Annotated in this window: 18 protein-coding genes and 1 pseudogene; 13 read left to right on the forward strand and 6 right to left on the reverse strand. The window is 59.9% G+C overall.

Features of this window, described 5'->3' with window-relative positions:
• Positions 1 to 11 precede the first annotated feature (11 nt).
• The 7 genes from ACJ8HT_RS06750 to ogt all read left to right on the forward strand — a co-directional run bounded on the left by ACJ8HT_RS06750 (position 12) and on the right by ogt (position 6,746).
• Positions 12 to 1,295 carry a Gfo/Idh/MocA family protein gene (locus tag ACJ8HT_RS06750; RefSeq protein ID WP_197652896.1) on the forward strand — a complete coding sequence of 428 codons (1,284 nt, stop codon included), beginning with the start codon at positions 12 to 14 and terminating at the stop codon, positions 1,293 to 1,295.
• A gap of 17 nt (positions 1,296 to 1,312) precedes the next feature.
• Positions 1,313 to 2,218 (forward strand): ROK family protein, encoded by a 906-nt coding sequence (locus ACJ8HT_RS06755; RefSeq protein ID WP_197652977.1) that lies wholly within the window; start codon positions 1,313 to 1,315, stop codon positions 2,216 to 2,218.
• A gap of 332 nt (positions 2,219 to 2,550) precedes the next feature.
• Positions 2,551 to 3,321 (forward strand): transcriptional repressor AgaR, encoded by a 771-nt coding sequence (gene agaR / locus ACJ8HT_RS06760; protein ID WP_087762745.1) that lies wholly within the window; start codon positions 2,551 to 2,553, stop codon positions 3,319 to 3,321.
• A 25-nt stretch (positions 3,322 to 3,346) separates the two neighbouring features.
• Positions 3,347 to 4,513 (forward strand): SIS domain-containing protein, encoded by a 1,167-nt coding sequence (locus tag ACJ8HT_RS06765; RefSeq protein WP_197652897.1) that lies wholly within the window; start codon positions 3,347 to 3,349, stop codon positions 4,511 to 4,513.
• Between the two features lie 9 nt (positions 4,514 to 4,522).
• Positions 4,523 to 5,377: a tagatose bisphosphate family class II aldolase gene (locus ACJ8HT_RS06770; protein ID WP_197652898.1), complete on the forward strand. Its 855-nt coding sequence runs from the start codon at positions 4,523 to 4,525 to the stop codon at positions 5,375 to 5,377.
• A gap of 307 nt (positions 5,378 to 5,684) precedes the next feature.
• The gene (locus ACJ8HT_RS06775) at positions 5,685 to 5,996 is read left to right on the forward strand and encodes a hypothetical protein (protein WP_197652899.1); all 312 of its coding nucleotides are present in this window, start codon (positions 5,685 to 5,687) and stop codon (positions 5,994 to 5,996) included.
• 219 nt (positions 5,997 to 6,215) lie between these two features.
• The gene (gene ogt, locus ACJ8HT_RS06780; RefSeq protein ID WP_049198299.1) at positions 6,216 to 6,746 is read left to right on the forward strand and encodes a methylated-DNA--[protein]-cysteine S-methyltransferase; all 531 of its coding nucleotides are present in this window, start codon (positions 6,216 to 6,218) and stop codon (positions 6,744 to 6,746) included.
• On the opposite strand, the gene ACJ8HT_RS06785 is transcribed toward ogt, so the two are convergent.
• Both ACJ8HT_RS06785 and ACJ8HT_RS06790 read right to left on the reverse strand, forming a co-directional pair.
• Positions 6,743 to 7,285 carry a YMGG-like glycine zipper-containing protein gene (locus tag ACJ8HT_RS06785; RefSeq protein WP_197652900.1) on the reverse strand — a complete coding sequence of 181 codons (543 nt, stop codon included), beginning with the start codon at positions 7,283 to 7,285 and terminating at the stop codon, positions 6,743 to 6,745. The two genes, ogt and ACJ8HT_RS06785, sit on opposite strands and share 4 nt — an antisense overlap.
• 16 nt (positions 7,286 to 7,301) lie before the next feature.
• Positions 7,302 to 7,637 carry a hypothetical protein gene (locus ACJ8HT_RS06790; protein ID WP_060418645.1) on the reverse strand — a complete coding sequence of 112 codons (336 nt, stop codon included), beginning with the start codon at positions 7,635 to 7,637 and terminating at the stop codon, positions 7,302 to 7,304.
• 393 nt (positions 7,638 to 8,030) lie between these two features.
• Between ACJ8HT_RS06790 and ACJ8HT_RS06795 the strand changes: the two genes are divergently transcribed.
• On the forward strand, positions 8,031 to 8,795 hold the full coding sequence (locus ACJ8HT_RS06795) for an FNR family transcription factor (RefSeq protein ID WP_004938278.1): 765 nt from the start codon (positions 8,031 to 8,033) through the stop codon (positions 8,793 to 8,795).
• A 126-nt stretch (positions 8,796 to 8,921) separates the two neighbouring features.
• Positions 8,922 to 9,884 (forward strand): universal stress protein UspE, encoded by a 963-nt coding sequence (uspE, locus tag ACJ8HT_RS06800; RefSeq protein ID WP_004938281.1) that lies wholly within the window; start codon positions 8,922 to 8,924, stop codon positions 9,882 to 9,884.
• Between the two features lie 56 nt (positions 9,885 to 9,940).
• Here the strand turns inward: uspE and pntB are convergent, their stop codons facing one another.
• The 3 genes from pntB to ACJ8HT_RS06815 all read right to left on the reverse strand — a co-directional run bounded on the left by pntB (position 9,941) and on the right by ACJ8HT_RS06815 (position 13,294).
• Positions 9,941 to 11,335: a Re/Si-specific NAD(P)(+) transhydrogenase subunit beta gene (gene pntB, locus ACJ8HT_RS06805; RefSeq protein ID WP_049198296.1), complete on the reverse strand. Its 1,395-nt coding sequence runs from the start codon at positions 11,333 to 11,335 to the stop codon at positions 9,941 to 9,943.
• Positions 11,336 to 11,345: 10 nt separating this feature from the next.
• A complete protein-coding gene (pntA, locus tag ACJ8HT_RS06810) occupies positions 11,346 to 12,875 on the reverse strand; it encodes a Re/Si-specific NAD(P)(+) transhydrogenase subunit alpha (protein ID WP_197652901.1) in 1,530 nt (509 codons plus the stop codon).
• A 149-nt stretch (positions 12,876 to 13,024) separates the two neighbouring features.
• A complete protein-coding gene (locus ACJ8HT_RS06815) occupies positions 13,025 to 13,294 on the reverse strand; it encodes a hypothetical protein (RefSeq protein WP_194572271.1) in 270 nt (89 codons plus the stop codon).
• A gap of 118 nt (positions 13,295 to 13,412) precedes the next feature.
• On the opposite strand from ACJ8HT_RS06815, the gene ydgH reads away from it, so the two are divergent.
• From ydgH to ACJ8HT_RS06835, 4 genes and pseudogenes are all read left to right on the forward strand, one after another.
• Positions 13,413 to 14,363, forward strand: a complete 951-nt coding sequence (gene ydgH / locus ACJ8HT_RS06820; protein WP_197652902.1) for a DUF1471 family protein YdgH — start codon at positions 13,413 to 13,415, stop codon at positions 14,361 to 14,363.
• 243 nt (positions 14,364 to 14,606) lie between these two features.
• Positions 14,607 to 15,975 (forward strand): annotated as a pseudogene (locus tag ACJ8HT_RS06825) (amino acid permease).
• A gap of 223 nt (positions 15,976 to 16,198) precedes the next feature.
• Positions 16,199 to 16,684, forward strand: coding sequence for a hypothetical protein (locus ACJ8HT_RS06830; protein ID WP_197652903.1), 486 nt, complete (start codon positions 16,199 to 16,201; stop codon positions 16,682 to 16,684).
• 33 nt (positions 16,685 to 16,717) lie between these two features.
• Positions 16,718 to 17,113: a pyridoxamine 5'-phosphate oxidase family protein gene (locus ACJ8HT_RS06835; protein WP_197652904.1), complete on the forward strand. Its 396-nt coding sequence runs from the start codon at positions 16,718 to 16,720 to the stop codon at positions 17,111 to 17,113.
• Positions 17,114 to 17,213: 100 nt separating this feature from the next.
• Here ACJ8HT_RS06835 and ACJ8HT_RS06840 read toward each other — a convergent pair whose 3' ends face one another.
• The gene (locus tag ACJ8HT_RS06840) at positions 17,214 to 17,624 is read right to left on the reverse strand and encodes a hypothetical protein (RefSeq protein ID WP_038880297.1); all 411 of its coding nucleotides are present in this window, start codon (positions 17,622 to 17,624) and stop codon (positions 17,214 to 17,216) included.
• Positions 17,625 to 17,627: the final 3 nt, after the last annotated feature.

The raw sequence follows: 17,627 nt of genomic DNA on the forward strand, positions 1-17,627 counted from the left end.
GAGTATCAGCAATGTCGTCAACACAACCCAACAACGTTGCCCAGCGTCCGGTGCAGGTGCTGGTGGTCGGCGCCGGCGCGCGCGGTGAAATCTACTCGCGCTATGCGCTGGCGCACCCCGATTTGATGCAGGTGGTGGCGGTGGCGGAACCGCGTGACGCCTACCGCGAGCAGTTCGTGGCGCAGCACGCCATCGCGCCGGAAAACGTCTTCACCGACTGGCGCCAGGCCGCCGATGCCGGCAAGCTGGCCGACGCGGTGCTGATCTGCACTCAGGATCAGATGCACCTGGAACCGGCGCTGGCCTTCGCCCGCCAGGGCTACGCCATGCTGCTGGAAAAGCCGCTGTCGCCGGACGCCGACGAGTGCCGCGCCATCGTCGCCGAGGTGGTGCGCCAAAAGCTGATCTTCTCGGTCGGCCACGTGCTGCGCTACACCCGCTATACCCAAAAGCTCAAGCAGCTGCTGCGCGACGGCGCGATCGGCGACATCGTCAGCCTGCAACACCTGGAGCCGGTCGGCTACTGGCATCAGGCGCACTCCTTCGTGCGCGGCAACTGGCGCAACGATCGGCAGGCCGCCTTTATGCTGCTGCAGAAATCCTGCCACGACATCGACTGGATCCGCTACGTGATGGAGCAGCCCTGCGAACAGGTCAGCTCCTTCGGCAACCTGCGCCACTTCCGCCAGGAAAACCAACCGGCCGGCGCGGCGGACAACTGCCTGGATTGCGCGGTGGAGGCGTCCTGCCCCTATTCCGCCAAACGCATCTATCTGGGCGACGACCACAAGGCCACGCCCGGCTTTCTGCGCGTGCTGACGCCAGAACCCGACCAGACGACGCTGCGGGCGGCGCTGCGCGACGGGCCCTACGGCCGCTGCGTTTACCGCTGCGACAATAACGTGGTCGATCATCAGGTGGTCAACATGCAGTTCGCCGGCGGCCGCACCGCGTCGTTCACCATGACGGCCTTTACCCGCCACGAAGATCGCCACACCCGCATCTTCGGCAGCCGCGGCTGCCTGGAGGGCGACGGCCGCCATATCCGCATCACCTCGTTCCTCGACGACGGCGAAACGCATTACGACACCGACGCCGGCCAGGATCTGCACGTCATGGCCGGCCACGGTGGCGGCGACTACTACCTGATGCAGCACTTTATCGCGGCCATTCGCACCAACGATCCGAGCCAGGTGCTGGCCGGCCCGGCGGAAGCGCTGGAGAGCCACCTGATGGTGTTCGCCGCCGAACGCGCGCGCCGCGAAGCGGCGGTGATCGCCCTGAACGGAGCCTGACCATGAGCACGAGAGAGATGCGTTACGGCTTCGACATCGGCGGCACTAAGATCGAAATGGCCGCTTACGATCGCCGGCTCAATCAGGTGCTGCTCCAGCGCGTGCGCACCCCAACCGGCGATTATGGCGAGTTCGTGGCCTGCATCGCCGGGCTGGTCGAACAGGCGGACCGCGAGCTGCATACGCGCGGCAGCATCGGCATCGGCCTGCCGGGGATCACCGATCCCGTCAGCCGCCGCCAGCTGGCGGTCAACGTACCCTGCCTGACCGGGCATTGCCTGGCGGATGATTTGACGCAGGCGCTGGCGCGGCCGATCGCCATCGAGAACGACTGCCGCTGTTTCGCGCTGTCGGAAGCCAGCACGCCGCAAACCGCCCATCTGCCGCTGGTGTTCGGCGCCATCATCGGCACCGGCGCCGGCGGTGGCCTGGTGGTGAACCGGCAACTGCACAAGGGGCGCAACGGGCTGGCGGGCGAATGGGGCCATATGCCGATCTCCGCCCAGCTGGCGCAGCGTTACGATCTGCCGCTGTTCGGCTGCAACTGCGGGCTGACCGGCTGCTTTGAACGCTACGTCTCCGGCAGCGGGCTGCTGGCGCTGAGCCGCCACTTTGCCCATCCGGCCGCCGACGTGCCGGCGCTGGTCGCCAGCTATCGCGGGGGGGATCCGCTCGCACAGTGGCTGATGACCGTCTACGTCGACATTCTGGCCAGCGCGCTGGCCGGTTTGCAGCTGCTGCTGGACGTCGATGCCTTCGTGTTGGGCGGTGGATTGTCGAACGTCGGCGAGCTGTATCGGCTGCTGCCGACGGCGATGCGGCGCTGGCTGCTGCCGGGCGTGGAACCGGCTGCGGTATTCCCGCCGGTGCACGGTGACAGCAGCGGCGTGCGTGGCGCGGCGCTATTACAGGCGGCGGCATAAAAAAACAGTGAAAGCCCGGCGGCTGTCGAATGATCGCTGCGGCTTTCGCCGCCGCAGGGCCGAATAAAGCCATCGCGAGAATTGTCGACTGAAAAATAACGAATTTGCCGTTTTCACTTTGTGTTAATACCGCTTTCGGTTACCGCTAAACCGAAAGCAAAATTAAATATAACCAACTGATAGATATAGATATTTTAAAATTAATCGATTGCATTTCAGTGTTTCGTTTGCTGTAATTCGCCACGAACAACTGAAAGCGCTCCGGTCGGTATCGCTGCGGCTTATTAAGCCGCGGTCGGGCACGGCTACAGGTAAATCAGGAGTCTGCGTTAATGATCAATACCGCAAAACGCCGGGAATTAATTATCGACCAGCTGTGCCGCGAAGGCTCGGTGCGCGTGGAACAGCTCAGCCAGCAGTTTTCGGTGTCCAGCGTCACCATCCGCAGCGATCTGCGCCAGCTGGAAAAGCACGGCTGCGCGGTGCGCGCTTACGGCGGCGCCATGTTGAACAAACAGTTCGCCTTCGATCGCCCGCTGCAGGACAAGGGCCGCATCAACCGCGACGTAAAACACGCCATCGCCTGCGCGGCGGCGGCGCTGATTGAAGACGGCGACGCCGTCATCCTCGACTCCGGCTCCACCACCAGCCAGATGGCGCCGCAGCTGGCGGGCAAAAAGGATCTGGTGGTGATGACCAACGCGCTGAACATCGCCTTCGAACTGGCCAACAACGAGCAGATCGATCTGATGGTGGTCGGCGGCAGCGTGCGCCGCAAGGCCTGGTCGCTGTACGGCCCCGCCGCCGAACAGCAGCTGCGCCAGTACCGGTTCGACAAACTGTTTCTCGGCGTCGACGGTTTCGATCTGGCGGGCGGCATCACCACGCCGGATCCGGGCGAAGCGCAGCTGAACCGCGTGATGTGCGAGGTGGCGCGCGAAGTGATCGCCATCGCCGACGCCAGCAAATTCGGCCGCACCAGCTTTTGCATGATCCGCGAAATCGGCCAGATCCACCGCCTGGTCACCGACGGCCGCATTCCGGAACACTATCTGCAGGCGCTGCACCATTTAGGGATCGACGTGATTATCGCCGACCGTTAACCGAGGCTTTTAAGGAGTTGTCATCATGAACGCGTATTTCTCTTACGAGGCGGATTGGCTGAAGCAGCGCAACGCCTGGCACACCGCCGCAGAGATTTGGCAGCAGCCGGATCTGTGGGCGGCGCTGCACCGGCAACTGCAGGAGCAACAGGCGCAGTGGCAGCCGTTCCTGGCGCCGCTGTTGGCCAATCCTCGGCTGCAAATCGTGCTGTGCGGCGCCGGCAGCTCGGCGTTCGCCGGTCGCGCCCTGGCGCCCTGGCTGCGCGAACGAACCGGCCGCGACGTGGCAGCCTACGGCACCACCGATATCGTCGCCAACCCGCGGCAGTATCTCGATCCTGAGCGGCCGACGCTGCTGGTCTCCTTCGCCCGCTCGGGCAACAGCCCGGAGAGCGTGGCGACGGTGGAGCTGGCCGACCAACTGCTGCCGGAAAGCTACCACCTGATGCTGGTCTGCAACCCGGACAGCAAGCTGGCGCAGTATGCGCATCGGCGCGACAACGTCTGTTCGCTGGTGATGCCGCAAGGCTCCAACGATCAGAGCTTCGCCATGACCTCCAGCTTCAGCTGCATGATGCTGAGCGCAGCGCTGCTGCTCGGCCCGCTTTCGCTCGAGGCCGCCCAGGCGCCGCTGAACGCCATGGTGCAGCGCTGCCGCGCACTGCGCGAAACGCTGCAGCCACAGGTAAAGGCGCTGGCCGCCAGCGGTTTCCGCCGTTATATCACCCTCGGCGGCAGCTGCTTTACCGGCCTGGCGGAAGAGGCCTCGCTCAAGATGCTGGAGCTGACCGCCGGGCACATCGTTACGCGCTACGACTCGCCGCTCGGCCTGCGCCACGGCCCGAAATTTATGGTCGACGGTCAAACATTGGTGGTGGTGATGTTCTCCCACGGCGACTACGCCCGCCAGTATGACCGCGATCTGTGGAACGAACTGCAGCGCGACGGGCTGGCGATGCAGTTGGTCGGTTTGACCGGCGAACGCCAACCCCTGTCCGATGCCCTGCTGTATATGCACGACGCGGCTGACGATATCTGGCTGCTGTTCCCGTACCTGCTGTTCACCCAGATGCTGGCCTTCGAGAGTTCGCTGGCGCTGGGGTTGACCCCGGACAACCCTTGCCCGACCGGCGAGGTCAACCGGGTGGTGAAAGGCGTGACGATTTACCGTTTTCCTTCCCCAGAGCTGTAAGGAGATCCCATGTATCTGATAGCCAACCGAGAAATGCTGCTCAAGGCGCAACGCCAGGGTTACGCCGTCCCGGCGTTTAACGTTCACAATCTGGAAACCGTGCAGGTGGTAGCGGAAACCGCCGCCGAGCTGCGCTCACCGGTGATCATGGCCGGCACGCCCGGCACCTTCAGCTACGCCGGAACCGACTACCTGATCGGCATTTGCCAATCGGCCGCGCACCGCTACGATCTGCCGCTGGCGCTGCATCTGGATCATCACGAAGTGCTGGACGACATCGAGCACAAGGTGAAAAGCGGCATCCGCTCGGTGATGATCGACGGTTCCCATCTGCCGTTCGAGCAGAATATCGCCAAGGTGGCCGCCGCAGTGGCCCTGTGCCACCGCTATGGCGCCAGCGTGGAGGCAGAACTGGGCCGCCTGGGCGGGCAGGAAGACGACCTGATCGTCGATACGGCGGACAGCTTCTATACCGACCCGGTGGCGGCACGCGAGTTCGTCGCCGCCACCGGCATCGATTCGCTGGCGGTGGCGATCGGTTCCGCCCACGGCCTGTATCACGGCGAGCCGAAGCTGGACTTCGAGCGCCTGGCGCTGATCCGCGAACAGGTGGACGTGCCCCTGGTGCTGCACGGTGCCTCCGGCATTCCGGAAGCGATGGTCAAGCGCGCGATCTCGCTCGGCGTCTGCAAGGTCAACGTCGCCACCGAATTGAAAATCGCCTTCGCCGATGCGGTGAAAAGCTACTTTTCACAGCACCCGGATGCCAACGACCCGCGCAAATACATCGTCCCCGGCAAGCTGGCGATGAAAGAAGTGGTGGCGGAAAAGATCCGCATCTGCGGCAGCAGCGGCATGCTGTAAGCCTGCTCTCGCCCCCGGTTTCTACGGCCGCACCACGGGGGCGAAAACATCCCGCCATTCCCCGCTTTCCTGAGAGAGCGATCACAGCCTTTTACCCTGCCCGTGCCGGAAACCATTAACCAGTCTTCACTATGATCCAAATCATGGTTTTGCTCACCCTACCTCCCTATTATCAAATTCATTGGATGCAGGCAGTAGGAATTTTGCCCATTCGTTTTTATTTCGCCAGGCGAAATAGCTTATTTGATGAAAACAAGCGTGCTTGTTTTTTAATTGGCAGTATTTTTCACTCTAAGAGGAACAGCATATGAACCATTACTTAGCTGTATTAAGCGCATTGGTCATTCTGCCCTTCGCTCTGCAAGCAAAACCGCTTTCCGGCAGCCAGGTCACCTCCGGCGTCGTGCGCTTCACCGGCGCCATTACCACCCCGACCTGCACCATCACACATCAGGATGAACAGCTTATCTCCAACTGCTTCGGTAAAGTGACGGAATATCAGAACGGGTATATTTCCTCTTCGTTAAAAGAAATGCCAAAAGAATTAGTCTCTGCCGTCACCAGCGAAATGGTGAATAACAATCCCCATTTAAAGCGCGTGACCATCAGCTATAAGTAACGCCAACGCGTTAATGTCTGATGAAATAATAAACAAGACACGATCTGTCTTGATTACTTATAAATTTATTTTATAAATTTAACGTGCAATGACTCCCCGGCTTACCCTGAGCCGGCTATTTGGGCAACCCTGCGGTTGCCCATCAGCATGTCCGAAATCCGCCATCGCTTCCCCCGCTTTCATGCGATAATCGCCATACCAAACCGAGGAGTGATCCAGATGCAGACTTTTTTGATTGATCGTACCGCCACGCCGGTGGGAGAACTGGTGCTGATTGCCGATGAACAGGGGCGCCTGCGGGCGATTGACTGGACCGATCACGAAGCGCGCCTGATGAAGCTGCTGAATACCCACTACCGCGCCGATCGCTTCACCCTGCGCGAGCAGCGCGATCCCAGCGGGCTGACCGACGCGATGCAACGCTATTTCGCCGGTGAGCTGAGCATTATCGATCGGCTGCCGGTGATGACCGCCGGCACCGAGTTCCAACGCACCGTGTGGCAACAGCTGCGCCAAATCCCGTGCGGCGAGATCCTGACCTACGGCCAGCTGGCGCAACGTATCGGCCGCCCGACCGCCTCACGCGCGGTCGGCATGGCCAACGGTTCGAATCCGATCAGCATCGTGGTGCCCTGCCACCGGGTGATCGGTTCGCAGGGTGCGCTGACCGGCTATGCCGGCGGCGTGCAGCGCAAGCAGTGGCTGCTGCAGCACGAAGGTTACCTGCCGCAAGATCTGCTCTCGCGCTAGCGCGGCACATAGTCCGGCGGGACGCCATCCGCCGGGGCGGCGGGATAGTAGTCCGGCGGCACCGGCGATGAGGTGGCCTCACCATAACCGTAGGCCACCGGCACCTTGTTACCTTTGGCGTACATGCACTGCGTATACACGGTATCATAGCGGTCTTGCAGGTCATCGCTGCTGCGCCAGGCCGAGTTATTGGCCATCGCGCTGCCGACCAGCAACCCGCCACCCGCGCCGATCAGCGCGCCGGGGCCGGCATGACCGGATGCGGCGCCAATCAACGCCCCTGCCGCCGCGCCGACGGCCGTTCCCGCCACCGCCGTTCCCGTCGCCGCCGTTCCCGTCGCCGAATTGGCCGCCGTTTGCGTGCCGCCGCCAAGGCTGTTTTGCGCATAGCCGCGGCACATGGCCTCATCGCGATTGAATTGTTCGTAACTTTTCCCCGTGCCGGGCAGCGCGGTGACCCCGGGCCCGGAAGGCGCAGAGACGCAGCCGGCCAACAGCCCGGCCAGCGCCACTATCGGGAAAGCAAAAGAGTGTCTCATCACGCACCGCCTTTAATCACCGGGAGAACGGACCGTCTGGCACCACTTTCATCCAACCGTCAGGACAACGCGGCACCTGGGGGTAATAGCCCGCCGGGCGGCGGCAGTAGTAGGCATAGCTCGGCGGCTTTTCAATATAGGTCTGCGGCGGCGGCGGCGTGACATACACCACCGGCGGCGGCGGGTAATAGAGCGGCGGCGGCCCCCAGGGCACGCCGATCACCACGCGCGGCCCGCCGTAGTAATAACCGTGCCGGTAGTAGCCGTGGCCGTAATAGCCGTGGGCGAAGGCGGCGGCGCTGGCCGTCATCAACACCGCGGCGGCCGCCATCAACAGTATGCGCTTTTTCATCATCCACTCCCGAACAGGATCGTTCACCTGCCTTTCTGACCTTCAGCTTAACGCCGATGCGGCGCGGCTTTGCGGTGAGGATTCGGATGAATGCGACAAGCTTTCGCCAGTAAATGTGTCAAAGGATGATTGATTCACGCCGCTAAAACCTGTCAATGCGAGCCGCGCAGACCACCCGCGCCGATTGCCCTGCCTTATGCCGCCGGAATGGCGACCGCACGTTGCGCATAAGTGCCAAATAAATCTAGCGACTTCAGCGCGATACAGAATAATCGGCGGCATGTGTGCGCAAAATTCGCACACAATACCCCTATTCATGCTAATGCCACCCTTATCAGCTGCAGCAAAAGATGTTAAAATTGACTCATATCAATTATTGAATGAGCGTAATCTATGATCCCGGAAAAACGCGTGATTCGTCGTATCCAGTCTGGTGGTTGTGCGATCCATTGCCAGGACTGCAGCATCAGCCAGCTGTGCATTCCTTTCACCCTTAATGCCCACGAGCTGGACCAGCTCGACAACATTATCGAGAGGAAAAAGCCCATCCAGAAAGGCCAGACCCTGTTCAAGGCCGGCGACGAGCTGAAATCGCTGTACGCGATCCGTTCCGGGACCATCAAAAGCTACACCATCACCGAGCAAGGCGACGAGCAGATCACCGGTTTCCACCTGGCGGGTGACCTGGTGGGCTTCGACGCCATCGGCGGTCTGAAGCACCCAAGCTTCGCTCAGGCGCTGGAAACCTCGATGGTGTGCGAGATCCCATTCGAAACCCTCGACGATCTGTCCGGCAAAATGCCTAATCTGCGTCAGCAGATCATGCGACTGATGAGCGGCGAGATCAAAGGCGACCAGGACATGATCCTGCTGCTGTCGAAGAAAAACGCCGAAGAGCGCCTGGCGGCGTTCGTTTACAACCTGTCGCGCCGCTTCGCGGAGCGTGGCTTCTCGCCGCGCGAGTTCCGGTTGACCATGACCCGCGGCGACATCGGCAACTACCTCGGCCTGACGGTGGAAACCATCAGCCGCCTGCTGGGCCGCTTCCAGAAAAGCGAAATCCTCAGCGTGAAAGGCAAATACATCACCATCGAAAACGCCGACGCCCTGTCGGTGCTGGCCGGTACGCCACGCATCAACGTGACCGTCAACGCCTGATTCCCCTGCCGGATCAACATTTCACCGAAATTGTTGATCCGGCACGCTTCTGTTGTTGTTCTGTTTTTCAATGTTGGGTTACTCTGTAAATTAACAGACTGTTGATTTCAGCTGTAAGGAGGCCCTATGGCGAAGTATCAGAATCTTCTGGTGGCTATTGACCCCAATCAGGACGATCAGCCGGCATTGCGCCGCGCCGTGTACCTGGTAAAACGGAACGGCGGGCGCATCAAAGCCTTCCTGCCCATTTATGACTTCTCTTACGAAATGACGACCCTGCTCTCCCCGGACGAAAGAACGGCGATGCGGCAAGGTGTGATCAGCCAACGCGCCGCCTGGATCAACGAGCAGTGCCGCTTCTATCTCAACGACGGCGTGCCGATCGAAATCAAAGTGGTCTGGCATAACCGCCCCTTCGAAGCCATCATTCAGGAAGTGCTTTCCGGCCAGCATGACCTGCTGCTGAAAATGGCGCACCAGCACGACCGGCTGGAGTCGGTGATCTTCACCCCCACCGACTGGCACCTGCTGCGCAAATGCCCTTGCCCGGTGTGGATGGTAAAAGACCAACCCTGGCCGGAAGGCGGCAAAGCGCTGGTGGCGGTCAACCTGGCCAGCGAAGAACCCTATCACGATCCGCTCAATATCAAACTGGTGCAAGAAACCGTCGAACTGGCGCAGAACGTCAACCAGACCGAGGTTCACCTGGTCGGCGCCTATCCCGTTACCCCGATCAACATCGCCATCGAGCTGCCCGATTTCGATCCGAGCGTCTACAACGACGCCATCCGCGGCCAGCATCTGATCGCCATGAAGGCGCTGCGGCAGAAATTCTGCATTAAGGAAGAGTTCACCCACGTGGAAAAAGGTCTGCCGGAAGAGGTGATCCCCGATCTGGCCGAACACCTGCAGGCCGGCGTGGTGGTTCTGGGCACCCTGGGCCGCACCGGCATTTCGGCGGCCTTTATCGGCAACACCGCGGAACATGTGATCGACCATCTGAAATGCGATCTGCTGGTGATTAAGCCGGAGAACTTCAACTGCCCGATCGAGGCGGATGAAGACGATGAGCACGACGACGAAGATTAACCTTCACGCATAAAAAACGGGCCGCTAATAAGCGGCCCATTTTTTTGGTTGCTCAACTACTTCTGCAATGCCCGCAGAATCGCTTCCACGCTGTCTTTGGCGTCGCCGAACAGCATCTGGGTGTTCTCCTTGAAGAACAGCGGGTTCTGCACGCCGGCGTAGCCGGTGTTCATCGAGCGTTTAAACGCGATCACGTTCTGCGCTTTCCACACTTCCAATACCGGCATGCCGGCGATCGGGCTGCGCGGGTCTTCCAGCGCCGCCGGATTCACCGTGTCGTTGGCGCCAATCACCAGCACGGTGTCGGTATCCGGGAAATCTTCGTTGATTTCATCCATCTCCAGCACCACGTCGTACGGCACCTTCGCCTCCGCCAGCAGCACGTTCATGTGGCCCGGCAAACGCCCCGCGACCGGGTGAATGCCGAAGCGCACCTTAACGCCGCGCGCCCGCAGTTTCTCGGTGATTTCCGCCACCGGATATTGCGCCTGCGCCACCGCCATGCCGTAACCCGGCGTGATGATCACCGAGGTGGAGTTCTTCAGCTGCTCGGCCACCTCTTCCGCCGTGGTTTCACGGTATTCGCCCATCTCTTCGGCATCGCCGGTAGACGAACCGTCACTGCCGAAACCGCCGGCGATCACGCTGATAAACGAGCGGTTCATTGCCTTACACATAATGTAAGACAGGATCGCCCCCGAAGAGCCCACCAACGCGCCGGTGACGATCAGCAGATCGTTGCTCAGCATGAAGCCCGCCGCGGCCGCCGCCCACCCCGAATAGGAGTTGAGCATCGACACCACCACCGGCATGTCGGCGCCGCCGATCGAGGCCACCAGATGCCAGCCGAACGCCAGTGCGATCGCCGTCATCAACAGCAGCGTCACCACCTGCCAGCCCACGCTGTCGGTACGCACGAACGCCACCAACAGCAGGAACGAGATCACCAACGCCGCCAGATTCAGCTTGTGGCGGTTCGGCAGCATCAGCGGTTTGGAAGAGATGATGCCGCGCAGCTTGCCGAAGGCGACAATCGAACCGGTGAAGGTTACCGCGCCGATAAAGATGCCGAGGAACACTTCGGTCAGATGGATGTTCGCCATCACCGGCTCCATCGGCGCACCGTGATCCAGGTAGCTGTTAAAACCGACCAGCACCGCTGCCAGGCCAACGAAGCTATGCAGCACCGCCACCAGCTCCGGCATTTCGGTCATCTCGACCTTTTTGGCCAGATAGACGCCGATCGAGCCGCCGATGATCATGGCGATGATGATCCAGCCGACGTTGCCGGAATCCGGCCCCAGAATGGTGGCGATCAGCGCGATCGCCATACCGGCGACGCCGAACAGGTTGCCCTGCTTCGACGTTTCATGGCGCGACAGGCCCGCCAGGCTGAAAATAAACAAAATAGCGGCAACAATGTATGCAGCTGTAACCAATCCTCCAGACATTTGTTACCCCTTAGTTCTTGCGAAACATCTTCAGCATGCGCTGAGTGACGGTGAACCCACCGAAAATATTGATGCTGGCGATCAGCACGGCGACAAAGGAGAGGAAACTCACCCAGCCACCATGGCCGATCTGCAACAGCGCACCGACCACGATAATCCCTGAGATCGCGTTGGTGACCGACATCAACGGGGTATGCAGCGCATGGCTGACGTTCCAGACCACGTAGTAACCGACCACGCAGGCCAGCGCGAACACGGTAAAGTGCGACAGGAACTCTTTCGGCGCCGCATCCGCCAGCCAGCCGAACAGCAGGATCGCCAGGGCAATCAGGCCGTACTTCAGCCACGGCGAGGTCGGTTTGGCTTCGGGTTTGGCCACCGGTGCGGCGGCGGGTGCCGCTTTCGGCTGGGCGGAAACCTGGATCGGCGGCGCCGGCCAGGTGACTTCACCGCTGCGCACCACGGTAACGCCGCGGATCACCGTATCGTCGAAATCGATGTCGATCTCACCGTTTTTCTCTTTCGACAGCAGCTTCAGCAGGTTGACCAGGTTGGTGCCGTAAAGCTGCGAAGATTGCGTCGGCAGGCGGCTCGGCAGGTCGGTATAGCCGATGATTTTCACGCCGTTGTCGGTCACGGTAATGGTGTCGGCCACCGTCAGTTCGCAGTTGCCGCCGGTTTGCGCCGCCAGATCGACGATCACGCTGCCCGGTTTCATCGACGCCACCATCTCTTTGGTGATCAGCTTAGGCGCCGGTTTACCCGGGATCAGCGCGGTAGTGACGATGATATCGACCTCTGCCGCCTGCGCGGCGAACAGCGCCATCTCGGCCTTGATAAAGGCTTCGGACATCACTTTGGCGTAGCCGTCGCCGCTGCCCGCTTCCTCTTCAAAATCCAGCTCGAGGAATTCCGCGCCCATGCTCTGCACCTGCTCTTTCACTTCCGGGCGGGTGTCGAAGGCGCGCACGATGGCGCCGAGGCTGCCCGCGGCGCCGATCGCCGCCAGGCCGGCCACGCCGGCGCCGATGATCATCACCTTGGCCGGCGGCACTTTGCCGGCGGCGGTGATCTGGCCGGTGAAGAAGCGGCCAAATTCATGCGCCGCTTCGACGATCGCGCGGTAGCCGGCGATGTTGGCCATCGAGCTCAGCGCATCCATCGACTGGGCGCGCGAGATGCGCGGCACCGAGTCCATCGCCAGCGCGGTGACGTTGCGCGCCGCCAGCTTGGCCATCAATTCGGGGTTTTGCGCCGGCCAGATAAAGCTGACCAGCGTGCTGCCTTCGCGCATCAAGGCGATTTCGTCGTCTTGCGGCGCGTTGACTTTCAGGATCAGATCCGACTGCCACACTTCGTTTTCGTCGACCAGCGCCGCACCGGCGGCTTCGTAGGCGACGTCCTCAAAACTGGCCAGTTTGCCCGCCCCGCGTTCAATCGCGACGGTAAAACCCAGCTTCAGCAGTTGTTCCACCGTTTTCGGCGTGGCTGCGACCCGGGCTTCATTGGCCAACCGCTCTCTTGGTACACCAATACGCATAATGTTCCCTTCTCACCTGTCTTGGATGATGTTTATTATTTTCCTGCCCATAGCATGACGCCAACGGCGAGCGAGGCGTTAACTTGCCCGCAGTGATTTCAGACGCCAACTATAACCTACTGAAAATAAGGTCGATGATCCATAATTGCTTACGCATTCAGCTCTGTTTTTACATAAAAACGCCGCGCGTGATATGACAAATCGCAATTTACCGTGAAAAAATCCATACAGAACAGCGCATTCTGCGTGACAAGAGGTTTACGCCCGGCGTAACGATTTATGGCCACGCGCGGCGAAAAAGCATAAAAGTTATCATTTTGTGAATAATTAACACTAATGACACCAAAGCCGTTATTATGGAAACTTATGGCGATGCCGCCATCCGTGCGGCCCGCGTCTCCGTCGGCGATTTGTCGCACGGGATAACATAAAATGCTGAGACAGTTTTCAGAATTACATGTAATAATCGACGGCTGAATTACACTTAAACAGTTCAGTACGTTATAAACGTTAATGCGCTAGGCGAAAGGATTTTTTATGAAGCTGAAGACCACGATCATCGCGTCAGCCTTGTTATCACTCACCGCGCTGTCTGCTCATGCGGCGCAGGAGTTAACTCCTGAGAAAGCAGCGGCGCTGAAGCCGTTTGATCGCATCACGATTACCGGCCGCTTCAATGCCATCAATGAAGCCGTCGACGCCGTATCCCGCCGTGCAGACAAACTGGGTGCCGATTCCTTCTATATCCAGGACAGCAACAACAGCAACAACGGCGGCAACTGGCGCGTCACCGCAGACCTTTATCATAAAGATGCGCCAGAAGTGAGCAAAGCACCAAAATACCGCGTATTTAACGGCGTGAACGAACTGCCTAAAGATGAAGCCTATCTGCTGGAGCCTTACGATACCGTGAGCGTCAGCGGTTTCTACCGCAGCCAGCCGGACATCAACGACGCCATCTCCAAAGAAGCGAAGAAAAAAGGCGCTGCATCCTTCTTCATCGTGCGCCAGGTTGACGCCAACTCCGGCGGTAACCAGTTCGTCACCGCCTACATCTATAAGGCCGATGCGCCTAAACGCCGCGTGCAGAGCCCGGATGCCATTCCGGCCGATTCTGACGCCGGCCGCGCCGCACTGGCCGCCGGTGGCGCCGCTGCCGCGAAAGTCGAAATTCCTGGCGTCGCGTCTTCCGGTTCGCCAAGCCGCGACGTGGGCCGTTTCTTCGAAACTCAGTCCTCTACCGGCCAGCGCTATACCGTCACGCTGCCTAACGGCACCAAGATCCAGGAAGTTAACAACGTGACCGCCGCGCAGATGGTGCCGTTCGATTCCGTCACCTTCACCGGCCACTTCAACAGCATGACCGATGTCTCCACCGAAGTGGCGAAACGCGCGGCCGAGAAAGGCGCCAAGTACTACCACGTCACCCGTCAGTGGCAGAACAAGAGCGGCGGCAACCTGACCGTCAGCGCCGATCTGTTCAAATAAAACCCGCTTTTCGGTTTACCATCGGGCAGCCCTTGAGCTGCCCGTTTTTATTGCCGCTTTTTTCATCGCACGTTGAATAGTTTTTTGTAAATTCCGCATATTCAATCATTGCATCTCTAATCATCCCTCCGTAAAATTTGCCCAATTTTTAGGGCTATTGTCTATTCGCGCAGTGGTTGTTAATACATTGTTGCCGCCAAGCAGTTCCCTTCCAGTTGTTTATTCTGCGTTCAGGATCCGTCATTGGAAAAAAAACTCGGTCTTACCGCGCTAACCGCTTTGGTGCTCAGCTCGATGCTGGGCGCCGGCGTGTTCAGTCTGCCGCAAAACATGGCGCAGGTCGCCAGCCCCGCCGCGCTGCTGCTGGGCTGGGGGATCACCGGCGTCGGCATTCTGTTTTTGGCCTTCGCCATGCTGCTGCTTACGCGTTTGCGTCCGGATCTGGACGGCGGCATCTTCACCTACGCCAAGGAAGGGTTCGGCGAGCTGGTGGGCTTCTGCTCCGCCTGGGGTTACTGGCTGTGCGCCGTGATCGCCAACGTCTCGTATCTGGTGATCGTGTTCGCGGCGCTGAGTATCTTCACCGATCGCGGCGGCAGCGTCATTCTCGGTGACGGCAATACCTGGCAGGCGCTGATCGCTGAATCCGCCCTGCTGTGGATCGTGCATGCGCTGGTGCTGCGCGGCGTGCAAACCGCGGCCAGCATCAATCTGGCGGCCACCCTGGCCAAGCTGCTGCCGCTGGGGATGTTCGCCGTTCTGGCGGCGATCGCCTTTAAAATGGACGTGTTCACGCTGGATTTCAAAGGCATCGCCCTCGGCAAGCCGGTGTGGGAACAGGTCAAGGACACCATGCTGATCACCCTGTGGGTGTTTATCGGCGTGGAAGGCGCCGTGGTGGTTTCCGCCCGCGCCCGCAATAAGAAAGACGTGGGCCGCGCCACCATGCTGGCGGTGCTGTCGGCGCTGGCGGTGTATCTGATGGTCACGTTGCTGTCGCTGGGCGTGGTGCCGCGCAGCGAACTGGCCGAAATGCGCAACCCGTCGATGGCGGTGCTGATGGTGGAACTGATCGGCCCGTGGGGAGACGTGCTCATCGCCGCCGGCCTGATCATTTCCGTGTGCGGCGCCTACCTGAGCTGGACCATCATGGCGGCCGAAGTGCCGCTGCTGGCCGCGCAGCACGGCGCGTTTCCGCGCGTGTTCGGCAAGCAGAACCGCCATCACGCCCCGTCCTCTTCGCTGTGGCTGACCAACATTGCAGTGCAGCTGGCGCTGGTGCTGATCTGGCTGACCGGCAGCAACTACAACTCGCTGTTGACCATCGCTTCAGAAATGATCCTGGTGCCTTACTTCCTGGTCGGCGCGTTTCTGTTCAAGGTGGCTTACCGCCGCCGCGACCGGCGCCTGCGTCTATGGTTTGTGGCTGCTGTACGCGTCCGGGCTGATGCACCTGCTGATGTCGGTGCTGCTGTATGCGCCAGGGCTGTTGGTGTTCATGTATGCCCGCCGCGGCCACCGGGATATCAATCTGCTGAATCGCCTGGAAAAGAGCAGCATCTTCTTGCTGCTGGTGGCCACGCTGCCTGCCGGCTGGTTTATGTTGCACTAACATCGTCTGCCAATGCGGCTGCCCTGCAGCCGCATTTCGTTTCGCCGCTTCCCTCTTTTTTACCTCTCTCCCCGTTGTTGATCGGTCAATTGCCATGCTTGCGATCTTAAATGCAATTAATTATCATTATCATTTATAGCATCACCGGCAGGACACAGGTGAGGCCCCCGATGGCAAACATCAGGAGGTCTTGTTAAGACAGGCTGAAAATGGAAGGCATTTCATGGCTGAAAAACTGCTGCACGCACTCCCCCTGTTTGCCGCCTGGGAAGCGCTGATCGCCGAAGGCAACACGGCGTTCAATCAGCAACGCGATCGCCTGGCAATGACGCACTATCAACAGGCGCTGGAAGTCGCTCAGGCGATCCTCGCCGAGAAACCCTGGTTAAATGCGGACTATACCGCCAGATTTGAAGCGCTGAATATTTTCGAGTCAGCCCTTGCCGCGCTGATCGTCACGTTCAACAACATGACCCATCTGCGCCTGCGGCAAAAGCCCCTGCGCGGCGTTGAGCCGCACGTGCATCAGGCCCGGCTCGCCATCGAGCAGGTGATGGACGATACCTCGCTGTGCGAACAGATGCAGCAGGTCGCCGAACGGCACCTGCTGCGTTTCCGAATAGAGACGCTGCAGGTGCTGCGCGAACACCGGCTGCCGGAAACCAGCGTCTGCGCACTCACGGTAAACCATTCCGCCACCGTGCATTAACAACGACACCACGACCTGAGGGGTAATCTGCCAATGAATGAATTGAATGACGACATGAAGAAAATGCTGGCCAAACAGCTGCCTGTACAGGCAACCAGCAGCCCGAACGGCGTGCCCGATATCGGCCCCAAACGTTCTCTGCGCCTCTATGATGACCGTACGCTGATTTACAACGAAAATACCGGTGGCCAGACGCTGCAAAATATCAGGGAGGGATCGAAAATGGCCGTCGTGGTCATCGACCGCGAGGCGCTGGACGGTTACCGCTTCGTCGGCACCCCGGAACTGTTCCTGGCGGGCAAGCCGTTTGACAACGCGTTGGCATTTGCAGAAAAAAATGGAATGAAGCCGCCGAAATACGCGGTGCTCATTCATATAGACAGTATTTATACCCTGCGCTCCGGCCCCAATGCCGGGACCCGGCTTTAAAGGCAGGCCGCTACGCGGCGCGGAATTTCACGTTCATGGTTAGGCCATCGCGGTCAGTCAATTGCCTAACCATGAACGGGCGGCCGGTCGATGCAACCGGTCAGCTTTTAGGGGGAATGGTGACGGTCATACGCTCACCCACCAGGGCGATCGCGATGCCTTCCGCGCACTCTTTCTGAATGGCCGCCAGCTGTTGAGTCTCCAGCGCATAGGGCAGCTGAATATCAAACACCGTCAGGCCCTGCTGCTGCGCCAGGTCAATCAGGCGCACGATATTGGTTTCATCGCTGACCTGCGTTGACACCACCTGCAGCGCCAGCTCTTTCAACTGCTCTTTGCGCGTTTGTGACGTGGTCACGCGCGATTTCAACACCATGCCGAAGATCGGCATCACACCATAAATAGCATCAACAAAGCGCCAGTGCTTCCTGCACGATGCGGACAGAAAATCCATGTAGTCGAAACAGATTTTCTCACTGCGCGCGATGGATGCAAGGTGATTGCTGTTCATCCC

Source organism: Serratia sp. CY44782, assembly GCF_052168715.1.
Taxonomy (GTDB): Bacteria; Pseudomonadota; Gammaproteobacteria; order Enterobacterales; family Enterobacteriaceae; genus Serratia; species Serratia nevei.

Bases quoted from the DNA above. Each gene is read 5' to 3' on its own strand.
- ACJ8HT_RS06750 (WP_197652896.1), top strand. From the start codon at position 12: ATGTCGTCAACACAACCCAACAACGTTGCCCAGCGTCCGGTGCAGGTG.
- uspE (WP_004938281.1), top strand. From the start codon at position 8,922: ATGGCGAAGTATCAGAATCTTCTGGTGGCTATTGACCCCAATCAGGAC.
- ACJ8HT_RS06755 (WP_197652977.1), top strand. From the start codon at position 1,313: ATGCGTTACGGCTTCGACATCGGCGGCACTAAGATCGAAATGGCCGCT.
- ACJ8HT_RS06795 (WP_004938278.1), top strand. From the start codon at position 8,031: ATGATCCCGGAAAAACGCGTGATTCGTCGTATCCAGTCTGGTGGTTGT.
- ACJ8HT_RS06785 (WP_197652900.1), bottom strand. From the start codon at position 7,285: ATGAGACACTCTTTTGCTTTCCCGATAGTGGCGCTGGCCGGGCTGTTG.
- ACJ8HT_RS06770 (WP_197652898.1), top strand. From the start codon at position 4,523: ATGTATCTGATAGCCAACCGAGAAATGCTGCTCAAGGCGCAACGCCAG.
- ACJ8HT_RS06775 (WP_197652899.1), top strand. From the start codon at position 5,685: ATGAACCATTACTTAGCTGTATTAAGCGCATTGGTCATTCTGCCCTTC.
- agaR (WP_087762745.1), top strand. From the start codon at position 2,551: ATGATCAATACCGCAAAACGCCGGGAATTAATTATCGACCAGCTGTGC.
- pntB (WP_049198296.1), bottom strand. From the start codon at position 11,335: ATGTCTGGAGGATTGGTTACAGCTGCATACATTGTTGCCGCTATTTTG.
- pntA (WP_197652901.1), bottom strand. From the start codon at position 12,875: ATGCGTATTGGTGTACCAAGAGAGCGGTTGGCCAATGAAGCCCGGGTC.
- ACJ8HT_RS06830 (WP_197652903.1), top strand. From the start codon at position 16,199: ATGGCTGAAAAACTGCTGCACGCACTCCCCCTGTTTGCCGCCTGGGAA.
- ACJ8HT_RS06790 (WP_060418645.1), bottom strand. From the start codon at position 7,637: ATGAAAAAGCGCATACTGTTGATGGCGGCCGCCGCGGTGTTGATGACG.
- ACJ8HT_RS06840 (WP_038880297.1), bottom strand. From the start codon at position 17,624: ATGAACAGCAATCACCTTGCATCCATCGCGCGCAGTGAGAAAATCTGT.
- ydgH (WP_197652902.1), top strand. From the start codon at position 13,413: ATGAAGCTGAAGACCACGATCATCGCGTCAGCCTTGTTATCACTCACC.
- ogt (WP_049198299.1), top strand. From the start codon at position 6,216: ATGCAGACTTTTTTGATTGATCGTACCGCCACGCCGGTGGGAGAACTG.
- ACJ8HT_RS06835 (WP_197652904.1), top strand. From the start codon at position 16,718: ATGAATGAATTGAATGACGACATGAAGAAAATGCTGGCCAAACAGCTG.
- ACJ8HT_RS06765 (WP_197652897.1), top strand. From the start codon at position 3,347: ATGAACGCGTATTTCTCTTACGAGGCGGATTGGCTGAAGCAGCGCAAC.